This is a genomic window from Streptosporangium sp. NPDC023825, assembly GCF_040639575.1.
In the GTDB taxonomy this organism is placed as follows: Bacteria; Actinomycetota; Actinomycetes; order Streptosporangiales; family Streptosporangiaceae; genus Streptosporangium.
On sequence record NZ_JBFAAE010000051.1, the window covers coordinates 3,683 to 19,964 of the forward strand.

General features: G+C 70.6%; 18 protein-coding genes. 6 read left to right on the top strand and 12 right to left on the bottom strand.

The genetic code is table 11. The features are described from left to right. Positions 1 to 545: 545 nt before the first annotated feature. Complete coding sequence (locus AB0G15_RS32165; protein ID WP_362846978.1) at positions 546 to 1,085, top strand: DUF1062 domain-containing protein; 540 nt, start codon at positions 546 to 548, stop codon at positions 1,083 to 1,085. 395 nt (positions 1,086 to 1,480) lie between these two features. Here AB0G15_RS32165 and AB0G15_RS32170 read toward each other — a convergent pair whose 3' ends face one another. Then, the gene (locus AB0G15_RS32170) at positions 1,481 to 2,173 is read right to left on the bottom strand and encodes a TetR/AcrR family transcriptional regulator (RefSeq protein WP_362846980.1); all 693 of its coding nucleotides are present in this window, start codon (positions 2,171 to 2,173) and stop codon (positions 1,481 to 1,483) included. A gap of 53 nt (positions 2,174 to 2,226) precedes the next feature. On the opposite strand from AB0G15_RS32170, the gene AB0G15_RS32175 reads away from it, so the two are divergent. After that, a complete protein-coding gene (locus AB0G15_RS32175) occupies positions 2,227 to 3,459 on the top strand; it encodes an NAD(P)/FAD-dependent oxidoreductase (protein WP_362846982.1) in 1,233 nt (410 codons plus the stop codon). On the opposite strand, the gene AB0G15_RS32180 is transcribed toward AB0G15_RS32175, so the two are convergent. After that, positions 3,377 to 4,033: a helix-turn-helix domain-containing protein gene (locus tag AB0G15_RS32180; protein WP_362846984.1), complete on the bottom strand. Its 657-nt coding sequence runs from the start codon at positions 4,031 to 4,033 to the stop codon at positions 3,377 to 3,379. The two genes, AB0G15_RS32175 and AB0G15_RS32180, sit on opposite strands and share 83 nt — an antisense overlap. Before the next feature lie 165 nt (positions 4,034 to 4,198). Between AB0G15_RS32180 and AB0G15_RS32185 the strand changes: the two genes are divergently transcribed. Further along, on the top strand, positions 4,199 to 5,041 hold the full coding sequence (locus tag AB0G15_RS32185; protein ID WP_362846986.1) for an alpha/beta hydrolase: 843 nt from the start codon (positions 4,199 to 4,201) through the stop codon (positions 5,039 to 5,041). A gap of 108 nt (positions 5,042 to 5,149) precedes the next feature. On the opposite strand, the gene AB0G15_RS32190 is transcribed toward AB0G15_RS32185, so the two are convergent. The 7 genes from AB0G15_RS32190 to AB0G15_RS32220 form a co-directional block, all read right to left on the bottom strand. Next, positions 5,150 to 5,614 carry a hypothetical protein gene (locus AB0G15_RS32190; RefSeq protein ID WP_362846988.1) on the bottom strand — a complete coding sequence of 155 codons (465 nt, stop codon included), beginning with the start codon at positions 5,612 to 5,614 and terminating at the stop codon, positions 5,150 to 5,152. Positions 5,615 to 5,663: 49 nt separating this feature from the next. Next, the gene (locus AB0G15_RS32195) at positions 5,664 to 6,755 is read right to left on the bottom strand and encodes a Gfo/Idh/MocA family oxidoreductase (RefSeq protein WP_362846990.1); all 1,092 of its coding nucleotides are present in this window, start codon (positions 6,753 to 6,755) and stop codon (positions 5,664 to 5,666) included. Further along, positions 6,740 to 7,444 carry a ThuA domain-containing protein gene (locus tag AB0G15_RS32200; protein WP_362846992.1) on the bottom strand — a complete coding sequence of 235 codons (705 nt, stop codon included), beginning with the start codon at positions 7,442 to 7,444 and terminating at the stop codon, positions 6,740 to 6,742. The genes AB0G15_RS32195 and AB0G15_RS32200 overlap by 16 nt, the downstream gene beginning before the upstream one ends. Positions 7,445 to 7,658: 214 nt before the next feature. Next, the gene (locus tag AB0G15_RS32205) at positions 7,659 to 8,090 is read right to left on the bottom strand and encodes an MEKHLA domain-containing protein (RefSeq protein WP_362846994.1); all 432 of its coding nucleotides are present in this window, start codon (positions 8,088 to 8,090) and stop codon (positions 7,659 to 7,661) included. A 114-nt stretch (positions 8,091 to 8,204) separates the two neighbouring features. Continuing rightward, the gene (locus AB0G15_RS32210) at positions 8,205 to 9,353 is read right to left on the bottom strand and encodes a site-specific integrase (RefSeq protein WP_362846996.1); all 1,149 of its coding nucleotides are present in this window, start codon (positions 9,351 to 9,353) and stop codon (positions 8,205 to 8,207) included. A gap of 139 nt (positions 9,354 to 9,492) precedes the next feature. Then, entirely contained in the window at positions 9,493 to 9,843 is a 351-nt protein-coding gene (locus tag AB0G15_RS32215) for a MerR family transcriptional regulator (RefSeq protein WP_362846998.1), read from the bottom strand. Between the two features lie 106 nt (positions 9,844 to 9,949). Next, the gene (locus AB0G15_RS32220) at positions 9,950 to 10,906 is read right to left on the bottom strand and encodes a cyclase family protein (RefSeq protein WP_362847000.1); all 957 of its coding nucleotides are present in this window, start codon (positions 10,904 to 10,906) and stop codon (positions 9,950 to 9,952) included. A gap of 353 nt (positions 10,907 to 11,259) precedes the next feature. Between AB0G15_RS32220 and AB0G15_RS32225 the strand changes: the two genes are divergently transcribed. Together AB0G15_RS32225 and AB0G15_RS32230 are read left to right on the top strand one after the other, a co-directional pair. After that, entirely contained in the window at positions 11,260 to 12,450 is a 1,191-nt protein-coding gene (locus AB0G15_RS32225) for an aromatic acid exporter family protein (protein ID WP_362847002.1), read from the top strand. Between the two features lie 478 nt (positions 12,451 to 12,928). Next, positions 12,929 to 13,453 (top strand): hypothetical protein, encoded by a 525-nt coding sequence (locus AB0G15_RS32230; RefSeq protein ID WP_362689401.1) that lies wholly within the window; start codon positions 12,929 to 12,931, stop codon positions 13,451 to 13,453. A gap of 243 nt (positions 13,454 to 13,696) precedes the next feature. Here the strand turns inward: AB0G15_RS32230 and AB0G15_RS32235 are convergent, their stop codons facing one another. After that, positions 13,697 to 14,293, bottom strand: coding sequence for an alcohol dehydrogenase catalytic domain-containing protein (locus AB0G15_RS32235; RefSeq protein ID WP_362847004.1), 597 nt, complete (start codon positions 14,291 to 14,293; stop codon positions 13,697 to 13,699). Between AB0G15_RS32235 and AB0G15_RS32240 the strand changes: the two genes are divergently transcribed. Further along, positions 14,292 to 14,987 (top strand): alpha/beta hydrolase, encoded by a 696-nt coding sequence (locus AB0G15_RS32240; RefSeq protein ID WP_362847006.1) that lies wholly within the window; start codon positions 14,292 to 14,294, stop codon positions 14,985 to 14,987. The two genes, AB0G15_RS32235 and AB0G15_RS32240, sit on opposite strands and share 2 nt — an antisense overlap. Positions 14,988 to 15,157: 170 nt before the next feature. On the opposite strand, the gene AB0G15_RS32245 is transcribed toward AB0G15_RS32240, so the two are convergent. Continuing rightward, positions 15,158 to 15,373 (bottom strand): hypothetical protein, encoded by a 216-nt coding sequence (locus AB0G15_RS32245; protein WP_362847008.1) that lies wholly within the window; start codon positions 15,371 to 15,373, stop codon positions 15,158 to 15,160. A gap of 103 nt (positions 15,374 to 15,476) precedes the next feature. After that, positions 15,477 to 16,274 (bottom strand): TIGR03943 family protein, encoded by a 798-nt coding sequence (locus AB0G15_RS32250; RefSeq protein WP_362847010.1) that lies wholly within the window; start codon positions 16,272 to 16,274, stop codon positions 15,477 to 15,479. Positions 16,275 to 16,282 lie beyond the last annotated feature (8 nt).

Here is a 16,282-nt window from a genome sequence, read left to right on the forward strand (position 1 = left end):
ATCGGCAGTGGTGGAGGCGGGCGGTTCCCCGATGCGCGCGGGCGTGGGACCGGCGGCATGGCATCGCGACCTGTTCGGATCGCGGACCCCACCCCGTGAGGCGTTTCCCCGGGTGACACACCGGCGGGCCGCACCCGTACGTGATCGGCAGTGGTGGAGGCGGGCGGTTCCCCGATGCGCGCGGGCGTGGGACCGGCGGCATGGCATCGCGACCTGTTCGGATCGCGGACCCCACCCCGGGCGCCGGCCCCGGGCACCGGCGACGCCTGAGCCGGCGGCGGGACCGGCGTCGCCGGAAAACCGTTTGAGCCTTCCTCACGTGTTCCCGTATGTTGCCTGCGACCCCGTCGCAGTGAGGACAGAGGACGAACCGCGTGACCCCGCCTGCTCTTCAGACCTGACACCTTCTTCCGCTCACCTTCAAGCCGGCCTTCCCGCCGGCTCTGCCGGGCTGCCCGCGGGCGCCCGGTCATACAGCGTTTGAGGCCGCGCGCAATCGGCCTCGTGTCAGGTCTAGAGAGATCATGTCTTCACAACCTCATATCGTGCTGCCCTGGGTCGTTCGTCGGACCAGGCAGCCCCTGCTGTCGTTGCGGTGCGTGGACTGCCGGTCGGAGTCGGCCACCACCGGCGAGGGCAGGTTCCGCGTCAACGCCAACGGCAACCTGCTGGACGTGTGGCTGCTGGTCCGCTGCGTGTCCTGCGATCGGACGAGCAAGCTCACCGTGCACGAGCGGGCGCCGGTCAGGTCCTTCGATCCGGCCGAGCTCGACGGCTACCACGCCAACGATCCGGAGCTGGTGGCGTCCAGGCTGCTGGATCCGCTGCTCGCCCGGCGTAACCGCTTCACCCTGGACTGGAGGGGGGCCTGGCGGCTGGACACCCCGCCGGCATGGCTCGACGAGGCGTGGCCGGTCCAGGTGGAGGTCGTCTTCGACGATCCGGTGCCGGTGCGCCCGGAGCGGCTCATCGCACACGGGCTCGGCTTCAGCAGGAACGAGGTACGGCACCGGATCAAGTGCGACATTCCGCTGCGCCGTACGACGAGCGCCGGGTTCACCTTCACCGTGATGGCCAGGGAGTAGAGGAGGAAGCCCGAAGTCCGGTCAGTGGTCGTAGGCGATCGCTGACCGGGCGACGGGCCGGCCGGTGGTGCGGTCGTGCCGGATCGCGACCGCACCACACCCCCGCTCGTGCCGGATCGCGACCCCCGCACCCCCCGCTCGTGCGCCGATGCCTCCTCGTCCATCACCCTCGCCCGGCCATGGACATGAGCGCGGGAGCCCGCGTACCGCCGCGGATGGCGCGGCCCTTCCAGCGCCGCCCGGTCGTCCGGCGTCAGAGCCTGCCTCTGAACCGGTCGAGCGGGCAGGTGCGCAGTCCGGCGGCGTCATGCGGTGCCGCGGACGTCACCTGGAAACGGACGTCACCTGGAAACGGACGTCACCCGGAAACGGACGTCACCTGGAAATCCTGAGCATCACGCCGGCGGCCGGGCGAGTTTGGCGGCCACGGCGTCGAGCACCCAGTCCAGGCCGATCGCGAAGGACGCCTCGGCGTCCACCTCCGTGCCGTCGTACACAACCTTGGCCAGAGTCGGGAAGCGGCCCGTGGCCAGCATCTTTTCCACATGCGGGCCGTGGGCTCGCTGCCAGTCGTGCTTGGACAGGCCCGTGGCGCGCTCGGCGCGCAGGTTCGCGATCTCGCGCCTGATCGCGCCGGTGAAGTAGGCGCTGACGGTCTCCACGGCGCGCAGGACGGTGTCGAGGTCGGCGAGGCCGTCGAGGGCGGCCAGCGTGGTCTCGGTCACGGCGAGGGCGTTCGGTCCCAGGTTCGGACGGCCGCCGAGCAGGTCGGCCAGCCATTCGTGACGGAGGGCGGCCCACCTGGTGCGGTGAGCGTGGACGCGCAGCGCCTCCCGCCAGTCGCCGGGCCGCTCCTCGGGGAGGATCTCGGCGTGGACCTCGTCCACCATGAGGTCGAACAACTCCTCCTTGGTGGAGATGTATCCGTACAGCCGCATCGGACCGGCGTCCAGCCGGGCGGCGACCTTGCGCAACGACACCGCCTCCAGCCCACCCTCGTCGGCCAGCGCGATGGCGGCGGCGACGATTCGCTCCCGGTCGAGCGGCACGGGACGGGTCGGCGGCTCCGGGCGGTCCCACACGGTCATGGGGACATCGTACTGTTGCGATACACCGTAATGGTAAAATACAGTGTATCGGCATGAGACATTGTATCGCCGTGGTCGGGGCCGGCCCCGCCGGCCTCACCTTCGCCCGCGTCCTGCAGCGCCACGGTCACCCCGTCACCGTCCTCGAACGCGATCCCGCCCCCGACGCCCGCCCTCCGGGCGGCACGCTGGACCTGCACGAGGGGATGGGCCAGCTCGCGCTGGACAAGGCGGGGCTGCTGGCGGGGTTCCAGGCGCTGTCCCGTCCCGAGGGGCAGGCCATGCGCATCCTGGACACGGACGGGACCGTCCTTCGCGACTGGCGACCCCGTCCGGGTGACCGGGCCAATCCCGAGATCGACCGGGGACAACTCCGCGACCTGCTGCTCGGCCCCCTCGACGTCCGGTGGGGGCGGGGTGTGACGGAGGTGGTGCCGGGGACCCGGGACGGCGTGCTGGTCCGTTTCGCGGACGGGCGGCAGGAGACGTTCGACCTCGTGGTCGGCGCGGACGGCGCCTGGTCCCGGGTCCGCCCGGCGCTCTCGCCGGTGACGCCGCACTACACCGGCGTCACCTTGGTCGAGACCTCCCTGGACGACGTCGACACCCGCCACCCCGACCTCGCCCGGCTGGTCGGCGACGGTTCCGTGGCCGTGTACGGCGTGAACCGCGCCCTCGTCGCCCAGCGCAACAGCGGCGGCCACGTCAAGGTGTACGCCCAGTTCCGCGCGCCGCTGGACTGGCACACGAACCTGGAGCGGCATGTGGGCCTGAACCGGCGCGCGGGCCTGGGCGCAGGTATGAAAGCGGGCCTGGACGCAGGACTGGAAGCGGGCCTGGACGCAGGACTGGAGGCGGGCCTGGACCTGGCCGACGTCGAGGCCGCGCGATCGATCCTGCCCGCTCTGTTCGACGGCTGGGCCGCTCCCGTCCTCGACCTCCTCCGCCACGGCACCGCTTTCGTCCACCGCCCCCTCCACGTCCTGCCCGTGTCCCACACCTGGGCCCACGTCCCCGGGGTGACGCTACTGGGCGACGCCGCCCACCTGATGCCACCGTTGGGGGTGGGCGCGAACCTCGCGATGCTGGAAGGCGCCGAACTCGCCGAGTCCGTCGCCGCCGCCCCCGGCCCCGGCGATCTGGACGAGGCCGTCCGCGCCTTCGAGGAACGGATGTGGGCACGGGCCGGCAGGTGGGCGGAGATCACGACGGCCGGCCTGGAACGCCTCGTGAGCCCGGACCCCGCCGAAGCCCTCGCCCTCTTCGACGAAGTTCAGCCATCCTGACTGCCGGGCGCGGCTGCTGGAACACCAGGGCGTCCAGCCCCACCGCCACAATCCGTACCGATCCTCTCCAGGCGGCGGCAGCCGATGCCATCAGGGCGCCGTGGCGACGGGCGCGGGTGAACGTCCCCGACATCAGCCCGGCCGCGAGGACACCGGCCGGGCAGGCGGCGTAGAGCAGCCCCGACTCCGACCGTGCCGCGTAGCGAATCCCGATCATGGTTTCCGCGTCTTCCACAGCGCTGCCCCTTCCTGACAGGTAGTCGACGAGGAAGGTGGCGAGTTGGCCGCGTGCGGCGGTGTCGGCCATGACCTGCGCCCAGTAGCCGGCGACCTGCTCGGCCGCCGCCCTCGGCTCCAGGTCGCACACCCTGCGGATACGGGCCGGCGGCATGCCCAGACGCCGTAACCACGCGATCAATCTGGCCCGCTCCAGCTGCGTCGGATCGTAGAAGCGGTACCCCGACTCCCCGTCCACCGCGGCCGGCCGCAGCAGCCCGAGCTCGTCGTACAGCCGCAACGCTTTCGGCGACAACCGCGCAGCCCGGGCGAACGCCCCGATCGTCAGCAGCCCCACGCCCGACCCTCCTCGCACCGGCCAGGACGACCGGCATCACGATGCTGCGCCTTCACCCAGGGGCAAGGTCCATACCTCACCACCGGCAAGGCCACGTTGGCTCCGGGCTGGAGATCGAGATCATGGCGTGACGGCTCCTGGGGGCTGCGATGCGAGGATGGAGGGATGATCAGTTTCACGTCATATGACGGGACCGTGCTCGTCTGTCATGAACGGGGAGAAGGACCGGCGCTGGTCTGCTTGCCGGGCGGGCCGGGGCGGTCCTCGCGATACCTGGGAGATCTCGGCGGTCTGGCGGCCAAGCGTCGGCTCTTCTTGCTGGACAACCGAGGAACCGGCGAATCCGCGGCGCCGCTCGATCCGGACACGTATGCGATGGACCGCATGGTCGCGGATGTCGAGGCGCTGCGTGTGCGTCTGGGGTTCGAGCGGATGGACCTGCTCGGGCATTCGGCGGCTGGAGGGCTGGCGTTGCTGTACGCGGCCCGGTATCCCGAACGGATAGGACACCTGGTGCTGGTCACACCGAGCGTGCACCCGGTGGGGATCGAGATAACCGACGAGCAGTGGTACGCCCAGATCGAGCGCCGAGCTGACGAGAGCTGGTACGAGAGCAGGCTGCCGGACCTCAAGGCGTGGGACGCGGGCGACGAGAGCCGGCGCCTGAGGGCGCAGCCGTTCTTCTACAGTCCCTGGAACGAGGTCGCCGAAGCGCACGCCACACGGTTCGCCGAACGCTCGGTCGAGGCGGCGAAGCGCTTTCACACCGACCTGCCCGCTGCCGAGAAGACCCGGGCGAGCCTGGCGAAGGTCACCGCGCCGGTCCTGGTGGTCGCGGGAGAACGGGATCCAGGACCGTCGCCCTCGCACGCGGCCGAGCTGGCCGGGATCTTCCCGCGCGGGACCGGCATCGTGCTTCCCGGGGCTCACTATCCCTGGGTCACCGCTCCGGAGACCTTCGCCGAGGCGATCGAGGGATTCCTCGGCAGCCAGACGAGTAAGTCCTAAAGCGAAGAGCAGGTACCGCCAGGTACAAGGGCGATCGCCTGCGATCACTGACCGGACTTCGGACTTACTCGTCTGGGAGCCGACGGGTCGTCATCGCCTGGTCATTCATCAGTCACGGGCCCAGTCCGGTGGCGATACGACGGTGAGCTGGGGTTCACCCCTGATCGGTTCGAGTGCGTGCACGATCCGCAGGTCACCGTCGGCTGCGGCGTCCTCATCCACGAGGACCCGGCCACTACTGCCATCGGTGCTGACCAGCAGCCACGTGTCGGGGAAAAGGCTACCGTCGTCGACCAGCGCCCGGACTCCGAAAGCGCGGGTCAAGGCGGCGGCCAGTTCCCGTTCCCCTTGGCCGGTGGCGTCGGCGAGTTCGGTGTCACCGATCAGCATCCAGCCGAACTCCTCGCCGTCGTCAGGGGGGGTGAACATGGCGACCGGCCGAGGGTCGTCAGCCGAACGGTCCCCGATCCGCCCGACGTAGATCGCCTCCGGCGCGATGCCGTAGCTCTCCTTGAGGAACCGCCGTAGATCGACAGCAGGCAACTCATCTTCGAACTGAATGTAGTAAACCAACGCCCATCCCCCACCCGTCTCCGACACCAAGAGCAGCTGAAGGCGCGGCTCATCGCAGGGCCGGGCGGAAGGTCACGGGCCGGGGCCGCTCGCAGGTGCTGGCGACGGTCACCGCCGTTCCGGAGTGCGCCGAGGACAGCAGGGACTCCATGACGTCGAGCACGTGGTAAGCCAGCGTTCCGCCCGCGCGGGACTCCTGGCCCGCCGGGGTCGTGGCGAGGTCGGCGAGACCCACGCCGCGCCCGGCCTCGACGTGGCCGGCCGTGGCGGGGAGGGTCTCCCAGTCCTCTTCGCCCATCCTCGCCAGCAGCACGGGGCCGTCGAAGTGGTTCGGGTCGGGGACGGAGAGCGAGCCTCGTTCCCCGTGCACCTCGATGGAGGGCGCACCGGTGGCCGCTCCCTCGAAGCCCATCACCAGCGTTGACAGCGCCCCCGACGCGTGGACCAGCACACCGGTGACGTGGGTGTCGACGGCGACCGGGATCTCCTCGCCTCGGCGGGGACCGGTGGCGATGGTCCGCCCGGCCCGGGTGCGGCTGGCGGCGCCGATGACCGTCGCCACCGGCCCGAGCAGCGTGACCAGGCTGGTGATGTAGTACGGGCCCATGTCCATGAGCGGGCCGCCGCCGGGGGCGTAGTAGAAGTCCGGATTGGGGTGCCAGCGTTCGTGGCCGGGCGTCATCATGGTCGCGGTCGCCGCGACCGGCCTGCCGATCAGGCCGTCGTCGATCGCCTGGCGTGCGGTCTGCGTGCCGGTGCCGAGCACGGTGTCCGGCGCGCAGCCCACCCGTACCCCGGCGTCGGCGGCCGCGCGCAGCACCCGCGCGGCGTCGGCGGTGGTCGCGGCCAGGGGCTTTTCCGAGTAGACGTCCTTGCCGGCCGCGATGGCCTGCAGCGTGATCTCGGCGTGCGCGGCGGGGACGGTCAGGTTCAGCACGACGTCGACGCGCGGATCGGCCATGAGCTCCGCCACGCCCAGCACCTCGACGTCCGGATGTTCCCGCACCGCCTCCCTCGCCCGTCCGGGGTCCAGATCGGCCACGGCGACGAGCCGCAGCTCGGGCAGCCGCTCGATGCTCCGGAGGTACTGGCCGAAGATGAACCCGCACCCGACGACGCCGACGTTCACCGGCTGGCCCACAGCATTCCCCTTTCGATGACGGTGCGCACGCTGTCGTCGCGCAGGACGCCGAGGTCGTGTCCGGGTGTCGCGACGAAGATCTTTCCTTCGCCCCAGCCGCGGGTCCAGATCGCCGGTGAGGTGACCTCCCTGTGCCAGGGGTCCCACGGGCGGACCTTCTGGGTCGTGGTGGCCAGCACGTCGACGTAGTCGTCGGCCAGCACCCAGTACTGCTCGGTGACGAGATCGAAGTCGGCGATGCCCTCGGTGATCGGGTGGGTCGCGGCCTCGGGCAGCATGGTGACGGTGTACGGGATGAAGTTGTCGGCCTGGGAGCCGTCCCGCTCGGCCGGGTCCTTGCCGGGATGGCAGGCGAACTGCCCGCCGATGAGGTGCAGGTAGTCGGAGGAGCCGCGGAAGGCGTCGGCGATGCCGCCGTGCCAGCCGGCCATTCCAGTACCGGCGCGGATCGCGGCCTCCAGCCCGCGCAGCTCGGCCGGCTCGATCGTGCCCATGGTGTAGCACTGCACGATGAGGTCGACATCGGACATGAACGCCGCGTCGGCGTACGGCGCGGGGGAGTCCGCCCGATGCACCTCGAATCCGTGCTTCTGGAGAAAGGGAACGAAGAGTTCGGTGGCGGCCACCGGGTCGTGCCCTTCCCAGCCGCCCCGGACCACCAGAGCTTTGCGCGCGTGATCGCCTGTCATGCCTTCACCTATCGATCGGGGGCAAACGACTGCAATTTTCACATTTCGCGGCCAGGATCACTAATACTCCAGCGTCATTGGTCACCCGCGAGTCGGGCGGCCCGGACCGGCTGAGGCGATCCGGGTTCGGTGCGGGCTCTACGGGCATCTGGCGGTCCGGTGCCCGTTCGGTGGCGAACCACCACCTCCCGGCCGATTTTCGCCGTACCGGACCTCAGGCGTCTCGCCAGCGCCGGAAGGTCGCCGCCTGGCCCATGAGCACGCCGTTCCCGTCCACCAGGTTCCACATCGTCACGTCCTCGATCCAGAAGCGGCGGCCGGACTTGGCGATGCGCCGTCCCCGGTAGCCCGTCGCGAAGCCGTCCCGATGCACGGCGTCCAGGAGCCGCCGGCGGTCCTCGCGGCGGTCAGACTCCGCCGAGAGCCGGGAGGGCAGGCCGACGAACTCCCCGTAGCCGTACTCGAAGCATCGCTGGGCGGTGACGTTCGCATAGGTGAAGCGGGGGTCGTCCGCCGCGTCATGCGCGAGCACGCCGAAGGGCGCGTCCTCGTACAGCCAGCGAGCCGTGATCTCGGGGCCTGCCAATGGGGTGCCGACGAGGCGCAGATGACTGCCTGCCAGCAGGTCGAAGATGTCGGGATTCACGTAGCAACCGTTCGAAGTTCCTGTTTGCCACGTTAAAGGATAAAACACCCGAAAACGCCCATTATGGGCGGTAGGTGGTGGTCTTGTCGATCGCGGTGGACGAAGCCGGTCCTGTCACAGGCCGGCTTTGCCCATGGGGTTGTCCCTCCAGCGGTCGACGGCGCGGACGTAGCCGTGCACGGTGGGGGAGGTGGGCTTCCAGCGGCCCTGTTCGGCGATCTTGCCGGTGGGCACGTTCGCGTCGGCCAGGGTGGTGGCGCCGCCGGCGCGCAGCCCGTGCGCGCTGTAGCGTTCGGCGTCGGCCAGGCCGGCGCGCAGGGCGGCGTCCTTGACGATGGTGTTCAGCGTGACGCCCGACAGCCGCAGGCCGCCGCGGCCGGCCCAGCCCGGGGTGCCTCCGATGCGGCCGAAGCGGTCGACGGGCCGCAGCAGCGCCCCGGTGGTGATGCCGCACTCGCGCAGCACGGCAAGCCAGGCCTGCACCGAGCGCACCGGGCAGGTGTCCAGATGCGAACCGTAGGGGACCGCGACGGTCTGCCCGGCGGCGTCCTGGTCGGTCTTGCTGACGGGGATGAACACCTCCAGGCCCTGACGGGGGAAGGTGAGATGCTCGCAGTCGAGGGCGGCGAGCTCGCTGCGCCGGCCCATCAGCGCGAAGCCGAGCACCAGCACGGCCCGGTCCCGGATCCCGGTGGGGGTGTCGTCGGGGGTGTGCTCGACGAGGCGGCGCAGGATGTCGACGGTGATCGGCGGGGCCTTGCGCACCCTGTTGCCGCCCTTGGTGCTCCAGTCGCGGCGGTAGGCGCGCAACGCGTCGCGGGCGGCGCTGGTGTGCGGCCTGGTCAGGCCGGCCTTGCCGTGCGCGGACGACACGCAGGCCAGCGCCTGGTCGATGCTGGCCGGGGCCAGGCCGCGCCCGGCCAGCTCGGCGACGAAACTGGCCAGGGTGGCTCCGGTGGCCGGCAGCGGGGTGCGGCCGGTGGCGGTGCACCAGGACAGGTAGCCGGCCCAGATGCGGGCGTAGGCGCGGGTGGTGTTGGCCGCCGGGGCCGCCGCGATCAACCGCGCCGCCTCCTCGGTCACGTACTCGTCGGCCGTGTGCCGGGCGCCGGCGACCGTCACCCCGTCCAGGACGACCGCGTCGTCCGAAGGTGTCACGCCGTCGGCCGGAGCACGCCGGGCGAGCACGGTCCCGGACGAGCCGGGCTCTTCGGGGAACGCCTCCACCCCGGCGCCGTCGCCGTCCGGGCGTTCCGGGTTCATACGACCCTCCCCGCCGGCCGCGGATCCGCAGGCGGCAGCAGCGCGGGGTGAAGCCGGCCAGGCCAAGGACACGAACCCCTCCCGGTGAGCGGTGACGTGGACGTGGCGGTGGAGTCGGGTCTGCCGGGCTCCGCAGGTGTCATGATCGGCCGGCCTGGCCGGTCGCCCGCAACGGACATCCGGTGCCGACGCGCGCGGTGAGCTCGGCCATGCGCGCGTCGGCGACCTGGACCTTCTCCTCGAGCAGCGCGGACAACGCCTCCGCGGCGTCCGGCGCGTCGTTCGGTTTCTCGCCGTGCCGTGCGATCTCCGCCGGTGGGAATCCGAGCGTCCGCGCCGTGCGGACGTGGTGCAGCCAGGCCACCGTCTCGGGGGGAAAGCCGCGATAGCCGTTGGCCGGCCGCCGGCCCGCGACGAGACCCACCTTCTCGTAGAAGCGGATGGTGTCCCTGGTCATGCCCGCCTGCGCGGCCGGCTCTCCGATGCGCATGACCCTCCGTCGAGTTCCGGAACTTGACCTTGGAGCGTACTCCACCCTTTATCGTGAGGCGTTCCCACCGTGGGACCGGCCGGAAGCTCCTCGTGATCCCCGTTCGTCAGAACGTGGCGATCGGGTTGACCGGGCTGCCGGACGTACCGGCGAAGCGGACCGGCGCGACCGCGAGGTGGAAGTCCCACTGGCCGAGCTCGGCGGCCGTCCTCGCGCACGCCTCCAGGTCGCAGTTGTCGAGCATCCACAGACCCATCGCGACGAGGCTCACGGCGTGGACCGGCATCAACACGTCTTCGTACCCCGACGGCTGAACGTCCTGGGGGGTGTCGGCGCCGATCAGCGCGACCTCCCGTTCATGCAGCCACGGCAGGCAGGACGCGTGCCACCCGGCCTGCGTGAAACCACCGGCCGCACCGCTCTCGTGCCGGACGCGGCCATTGCCGGTCCGCAGGAGCACCGCGTCGCCCGATCGCACCCGCACCCCCTGGCGACGCTCGGCCTCCTCGAGATCGTCGGGATACACACCCTGCCCCGGTTCCAGCCACGGCACGTCCCGCACGCTCGCGACGTCCAGCAGGACACCACGCGTGACGATCCCGTTCGCCGCCGCCGTGACGGACGCCCACGCCGATCCCGTTTCGGCGTCGACCAGCGAGTGCGGCCGCCCGTTGTACATCGTGCCGTCCCAGAAGATGTGGCACGGCGAGTCGACGTGGGTGAGGGTGTTGCCGTGGAAGGTGAGGCCGAGGCGCTCGGACGAAAAGCCCCAGCGCCGGTCGTTGCGGAATCCGGGCGCCGGCATGTTCTCGGCACCCGGCATGTCGGCGGCGCACGGGCACGTCGTCGTCGACCGCTCCATGTCCTCCGGCACGGCGACCTCCCACGCGCACGACACGCTCCTGCCGTGGCGCACGGCCCGCGCCGCCGCCAGCCGGACGTCGTCGGTGATGTGGTTCAGAGTGCCGAGCTCGTCGTCGTCGCCCCACCGTCCCCAGTTCGACAGCGTGTCGAAGTAGCCGAGCACGTCGTCCTGTGCGGGCATCGGCCGCTCTGCCGTCATCCCAGCATCGACTCCTCCGGTCACGTGGTTCGAGGCACCGCAGGCAGGGTATCCCGCCCTCTTCTTCGACGGAGTACGGAGGGACCGCGCAGGGCGATCACGTACCGCCACGAGCAGTGCGGGGAAAGGCTCACCTGGGGAACGACCGTTTCCGCCGGAACGCACAGGGGCCGGGTCCGGCGCCGGTAGGAGACGGCGGCGATCGCCGGTGCCGGTGAGCGCCTCTCCCTCCGTCACCAGCCGTCTGATCTGTTCGATCGAGACGACGAGGTACAGCGCTTCCGTCGTCGCGAGCCCGACGTAGGTTTCCGGTCACAACATCAGGTAAAGGCCAGATGGTGATTAACCGGGACATGAGCTGGGTGCGGAAAACGATCCGTCGTGAGGTGCGGTATCTACGTGGTCAGGTGGCCGGGCTGGGCCGGCGAGGTTCCGAGCAGCGCTTCGAGGTGCGTCAGATCGCCAAGGCGGCCCTGGCCGCGGCGCTGGCCTGGCTCCTGGCCGATCGGCTGCTGCCGCGCGAGACGGTGTGGATCGCGCCGGCCACTGCTGTGATCATGGTGCACGCGACGGTGTACCAGACGCTGACCAACGGGGTACGGCGGGTGTGCGCGGTGGCCGCCGGTGTCATCCTGGCCGGCAGCGTCGGCCACCTGATCGGCCTCAACGCCTTCAGCCTGGTGTTGGTCGTGCCGCCGGCGCTGGTGGCCGCGCGCTGGCGGCGGATGGGCCGGCACGGCACGGACGTGGCGACCACCGCGGTGTTGATGCTGTCGTTCGGCGCCGGCTCCCAGGAGCGCTACCTGCTGGCCTACGTGGTGGCCACCGGCATCGGCGCGCTGTCGGGCGCCCTGGTCAACGCGATGGTGTTTCCGCCGCTGTACCAGCGCCGCCCCTATGAGGCGGTGCGCCGGTTGAGCCAGGAGGCCGCCGAACTGCTGGAGGCCGTGGCAGGCGGGTTGCGCGAGCGCTGTGATCTGTCGGATCTGCCCGGCTGGCAGCGCCACGCCGCCCGGCTGGACGCCCACCTGGCCCGGGCGAGCGCGGCCATCGCCGACGGCGCGGAAAGCCGCCGCTACAACCTGCGCCGCACCCGCGTCCCCGAGACGAACGATGATCACGAAGGGCTGCTGGAGGCGATGAGCGAGATCGGCGTGCACCTCCACGCCCTGGTGCGGGCGCTGGCCTATGCCGCCCAGCGCCAGCGCCGCCACGCCGGCGGTCCGCCGTGGATCAGCGACGAGTTCGCCCGTGACTACGCCGCGCTGCTGGACCTGCTCGCCCAGGCGCTCCAGGCGCAGATGCGCACCGCCGACGAGCCCGCGAGGCTGAACGCGGTGATCTCCGCCGCGCTGGAGCGGGCCGGCGCGATCCAGGAACAGATGACCGAGGAGGTCCGCACCGGCCGGCTGGACCAGCCGCACGGCTGGGCCGTGACCGGAAGCCTGCTCACCGACGCCGAGCGGATCCTGACCATCCTGACCGCCCTGCACGCCACCGCCGAAATCGCCGCGGCCCCCGAGGGCGCCGACGCCGTGGTGTGAGGCCGGCCGCGACGCCGCGGAACTTCGGGAATCCTGAGCCGCCACTTCTGAGCATGCCGGTGACGAACACCAGCATCAGCATCGCGGCGGGGGAGAGCAGCCCGGCGGCGAGCGCCGCGGCGACCGCGGCGCGGACCAGGTCGTAGCCGACCATCGCGGCCCGCGGCGGCCACCGGTCGGCGTAGGCCGGCAGCAGCGTGCCGCCGAGAGCGTAGGGCAGGAAACCGGCGACGTAGGCCGGCGCGGCTGGCAGGGGCGAGCCGGTGCCGGCCCGCCGCCGGATCACCTGTCAGGCGGCGTGTGCGCCTGTAAGGGGAGCCCGCCGAACAGGCTGACAACAAGATTTCCTTGTGGACGGTGTGAGCGATCCGAAACCGTGGACCCCGTCACAGGAACAACTCCCGGTATCCGAAACAGGGAAACGATGAAACCGCCCTCACGACAGAGAGGGCGCCGGACGTTCCACGAAGGGATCCGCATGAGGAAGCTCGCCGTTCGGCTCACCTGCCTGCTCGCCGTGGGTGCCGGCATCATGCCCGCATCCGGCACGGCGCTGGCGGCCACGCCGGCTTCGGTACCCTCCGGTACCGCGGCGGCCAGCCACTGCGTGGCCGACAGGCACGGGAAAGGGCTGGGCTGCTACAGCAGCCTGTCCCGGGCGATCCGGGTCGCCAACGCGGCCGGCTACGCCGTGGCCGTGCTCTACGACTGGATCAACTACAACTCCCGCGGCGACACCGTGACCATCTCCGTCCCCCGCGACTGCAGCAGGAGCACGTCCGGCAAGGCCGACTACGAGTTCAAGAGGCTGGACCACATGGGCTGGGGCGACCGGGTCAGCTCGGTGAACACCAGGCTGGGCAACGGCACGCACTGCGACGTGTTCTTCCACACCGACATAGACCTCGTACGGGACTGCGCCGGCAAGCGGTGGATCGACAGGTACGGGCACCTGGGCCACTACGGCTGTTACAAACGTGCGAGCTCGTTCAGGCTGAGCTGACCGCTCCCGAACCCACCGGCCGGGGAGGACGGGGGCATCGCCGGCCCCCTGGACGCAGACCTCTCCCCGTTTCCCCGGGGGGAGGAATGCGGCCGCGACGCCCGCGTCGAGAACCGGGAGGTCCCCGATCGTCAGCTCCGGGCCGTGGGCTCCGGGACTGCGAGTGTTTCTCAACCCCCTGCTCGCAGGCGCGCTCGGGCGAGCGGGCGAGGTGCGGGAGCGGGATCGGGGTGACGACGGCGCTCAGCCTGATGTGGCCGGGCCTGATGTGGCCGGGCCTGATGTGGCCGGGCCTGATGTGGCCGGCCGAACGACCGTCAGGCTGAAGCGCCCCCCGGCGGTGGCCGCGTGCGCGAGGGCCGCATCGGCATCGTCGAGGTCGAAGGTCGTGACGTCGAACTGACGGAGATCCAGCAGCCCCGTCCGGGCCAGCCGGATGAGCTGGACGTTGGCCTCGTGGGGGTACATCCACTGTCCGCGGATCGTGATGTTGTTCCTCATGATCCACGGATACGACAGCCCGAGGTCGGCGCCGCCCAGCATGCCGACGCCACCCATCAGCACGACTGTGCCGCTCTCCCGGCCGGGGTCAGCGCGGTCGTCCCGCGAGCGGATGGTGGGGTCGCACAGGACCCAGTCTCCGACGCGCAGACGGGTGGAGTCGGGGCCGACGACGCGCACGCGGCCCACCGCCCCGCTTCCGGGCGTCACCGGCAGCGTGAGCAGGTACCGGCGCTCCCCGCGGAAGACCTCGGCGGCGTACTTCTTCGAAGCCAAGCTTTCCGCTGTCGGCCAAGACGGTCGCGCCTCCGAAGGCGTGGGCGACAGGATCGTTACCATGCAGCCGATCTTCGTTCTCGTGCACAGTCCGTCCGTAGGTCCCTCTACCTGGCACCCGGTTGCCAACCACCTGACGGCAGCGGGATACCAGGTGCGGGTGCCGTCCCTGCTCTGCATAGGCGCCGGTGCTCCGCCCTTCTGGCCCCCCATCGTCGACGCCGTCCGCAACGACCTCCGGCAGGTCTCGGCCGACAGCCCTATCACGTTGGTGGCCCACAGCAACGCAGGGTTGTTTCTCCCGGCGATTCGCTCGGGCCTCGACCAGCCGGTGACCAGCTCGATCTTCGTCGATGCCGCGCTACCGGCCCGGATCGGACCGACCCCCGTCACCTCACCCGAGCTGCTGGAGTTCCTCCGCCCGATGGCTGTGAACGGCAGGTTGCCACGCTGGACCGACTGGTGGAACGAGGCAGACGTCGCACCCATGTTCTCTGATCCGATGGTGCGGCAGACAGTCATTGAGGAGCAGCCCACCCTGCCGCTGTCCTACTACGAGCAGCACATCCCGGTGCCCGACGGCTGGGATGATCACCCCTGCTCCTACTTACTGTTCGGCCCTCCGTATGACGACATTGCCGCCGAGGCACGTGAACGCGGCTGGCGTGTGGCACACCTGCCCGGCGCACACCTCCATCAGATCATCGATCCTGCTGGCACAGCCCGGCACCTCATCGAACTCGCCACTACGACTTGATCCACTTCCGATACACGCCCTAATACCCCGAACTGCATCGTGCCCCCTTGACTGGACGCACTGTAAACCTGGACGGCCTGTTTCGATGATCCACTGGGTGACGAAACGATTGCGAACTCTTCTCGCCCGGGCCGGATTCCAGGACATGACCAGCCGGCCGCCGAACCGTGTTACGGCCCTGTTCCACCGGGTCTGCCACGTAGGCGGCAGTGCAGGTGCACCAAGCGGCGCAGCAGCCCGTCCAGGCAGAAGTACAGGCTGCGCAGGTCCAGGATGGTGAAGACGTCGGCGGCCCAGACGATGAACGTGAAGCCCGCCGGGCAGGTTCGGGGTCCCGAGGCGCCGTGGCGGCCGCTGTCGTCCGTCCAGCCGACCGGCCCGATCACCTATCTCACGCCGGGTGGTGTCCGGCCGGCCCGCCGGCCGGACACCACCGTCCGGTGAGACAACGCCCGGAGGTGGATCCGCGTCCGTACACGCTCCTCGGCGTTACTCGTACTGCTCGTCGGGGGGATCGATCCTGGTGAGGCTCTTGCCGGTCATCTGGGGGTAGATGACGCCGTTGGGCATTGTGCCGAAGGTCTGCGGGATCCAGGTGCCGGTGACCTCGACCCAGGTGTCGGCGGGCGGTGCCTGCAGTCCCCTGACCGCGACCTTCAGGGGGAAGGCGTCGGCGGCGCAGCAGGCGATCTGCATGCGGGTGACGTACCACTGGCCCTTCTTCTTCGCCGGTGTGACGAAGCCGGTCAGCTTGACCTCGCGGCCGGTGAGGGATTTCTTGTCGTCATCCCAGGCACGGCCGATGAAGTCGCCGATGGTCATCTCCACGGCGCCGGTGCCGGTGAGCGGGCTGAAGGAGCTCAGGGTCTGGTCGCGGGGCGGCGGGGTGTCGTCGCGGGAGGCGGCGAACGAGCCCAGCGCGGGCGGCGCGATCAGGAAGATCGCGAACACCGGCAGGCACAGCAGCCACGCGACCCGGGGGCCGCCGTGCGCGTGGTCGTGGCCGCCCTCGCCGGACCGGTCGTGATCACGCGAGTGTTCGCCGGCCGGTGAGTGGTCGTGGCCGCCCGATTGGTCACCTGGTTCGTCGTGGACCGGGCTCTCCTTCGTCCGGGACGACTGGAGCAGCCCGATGACCCCGAGAACCACCAGTACCGCTCCGGCGCCGATCAGGAACGGCCGGAAGCCGGGTTTGACGTAGTTGAGGTAGGTCGTGGAGAACGCCGAGATCCGGAGCACGGCGCCGCCCAGCAGGGTCAGGACGAGGTTCTGGGTCACACGGTTCATCGGGGGGC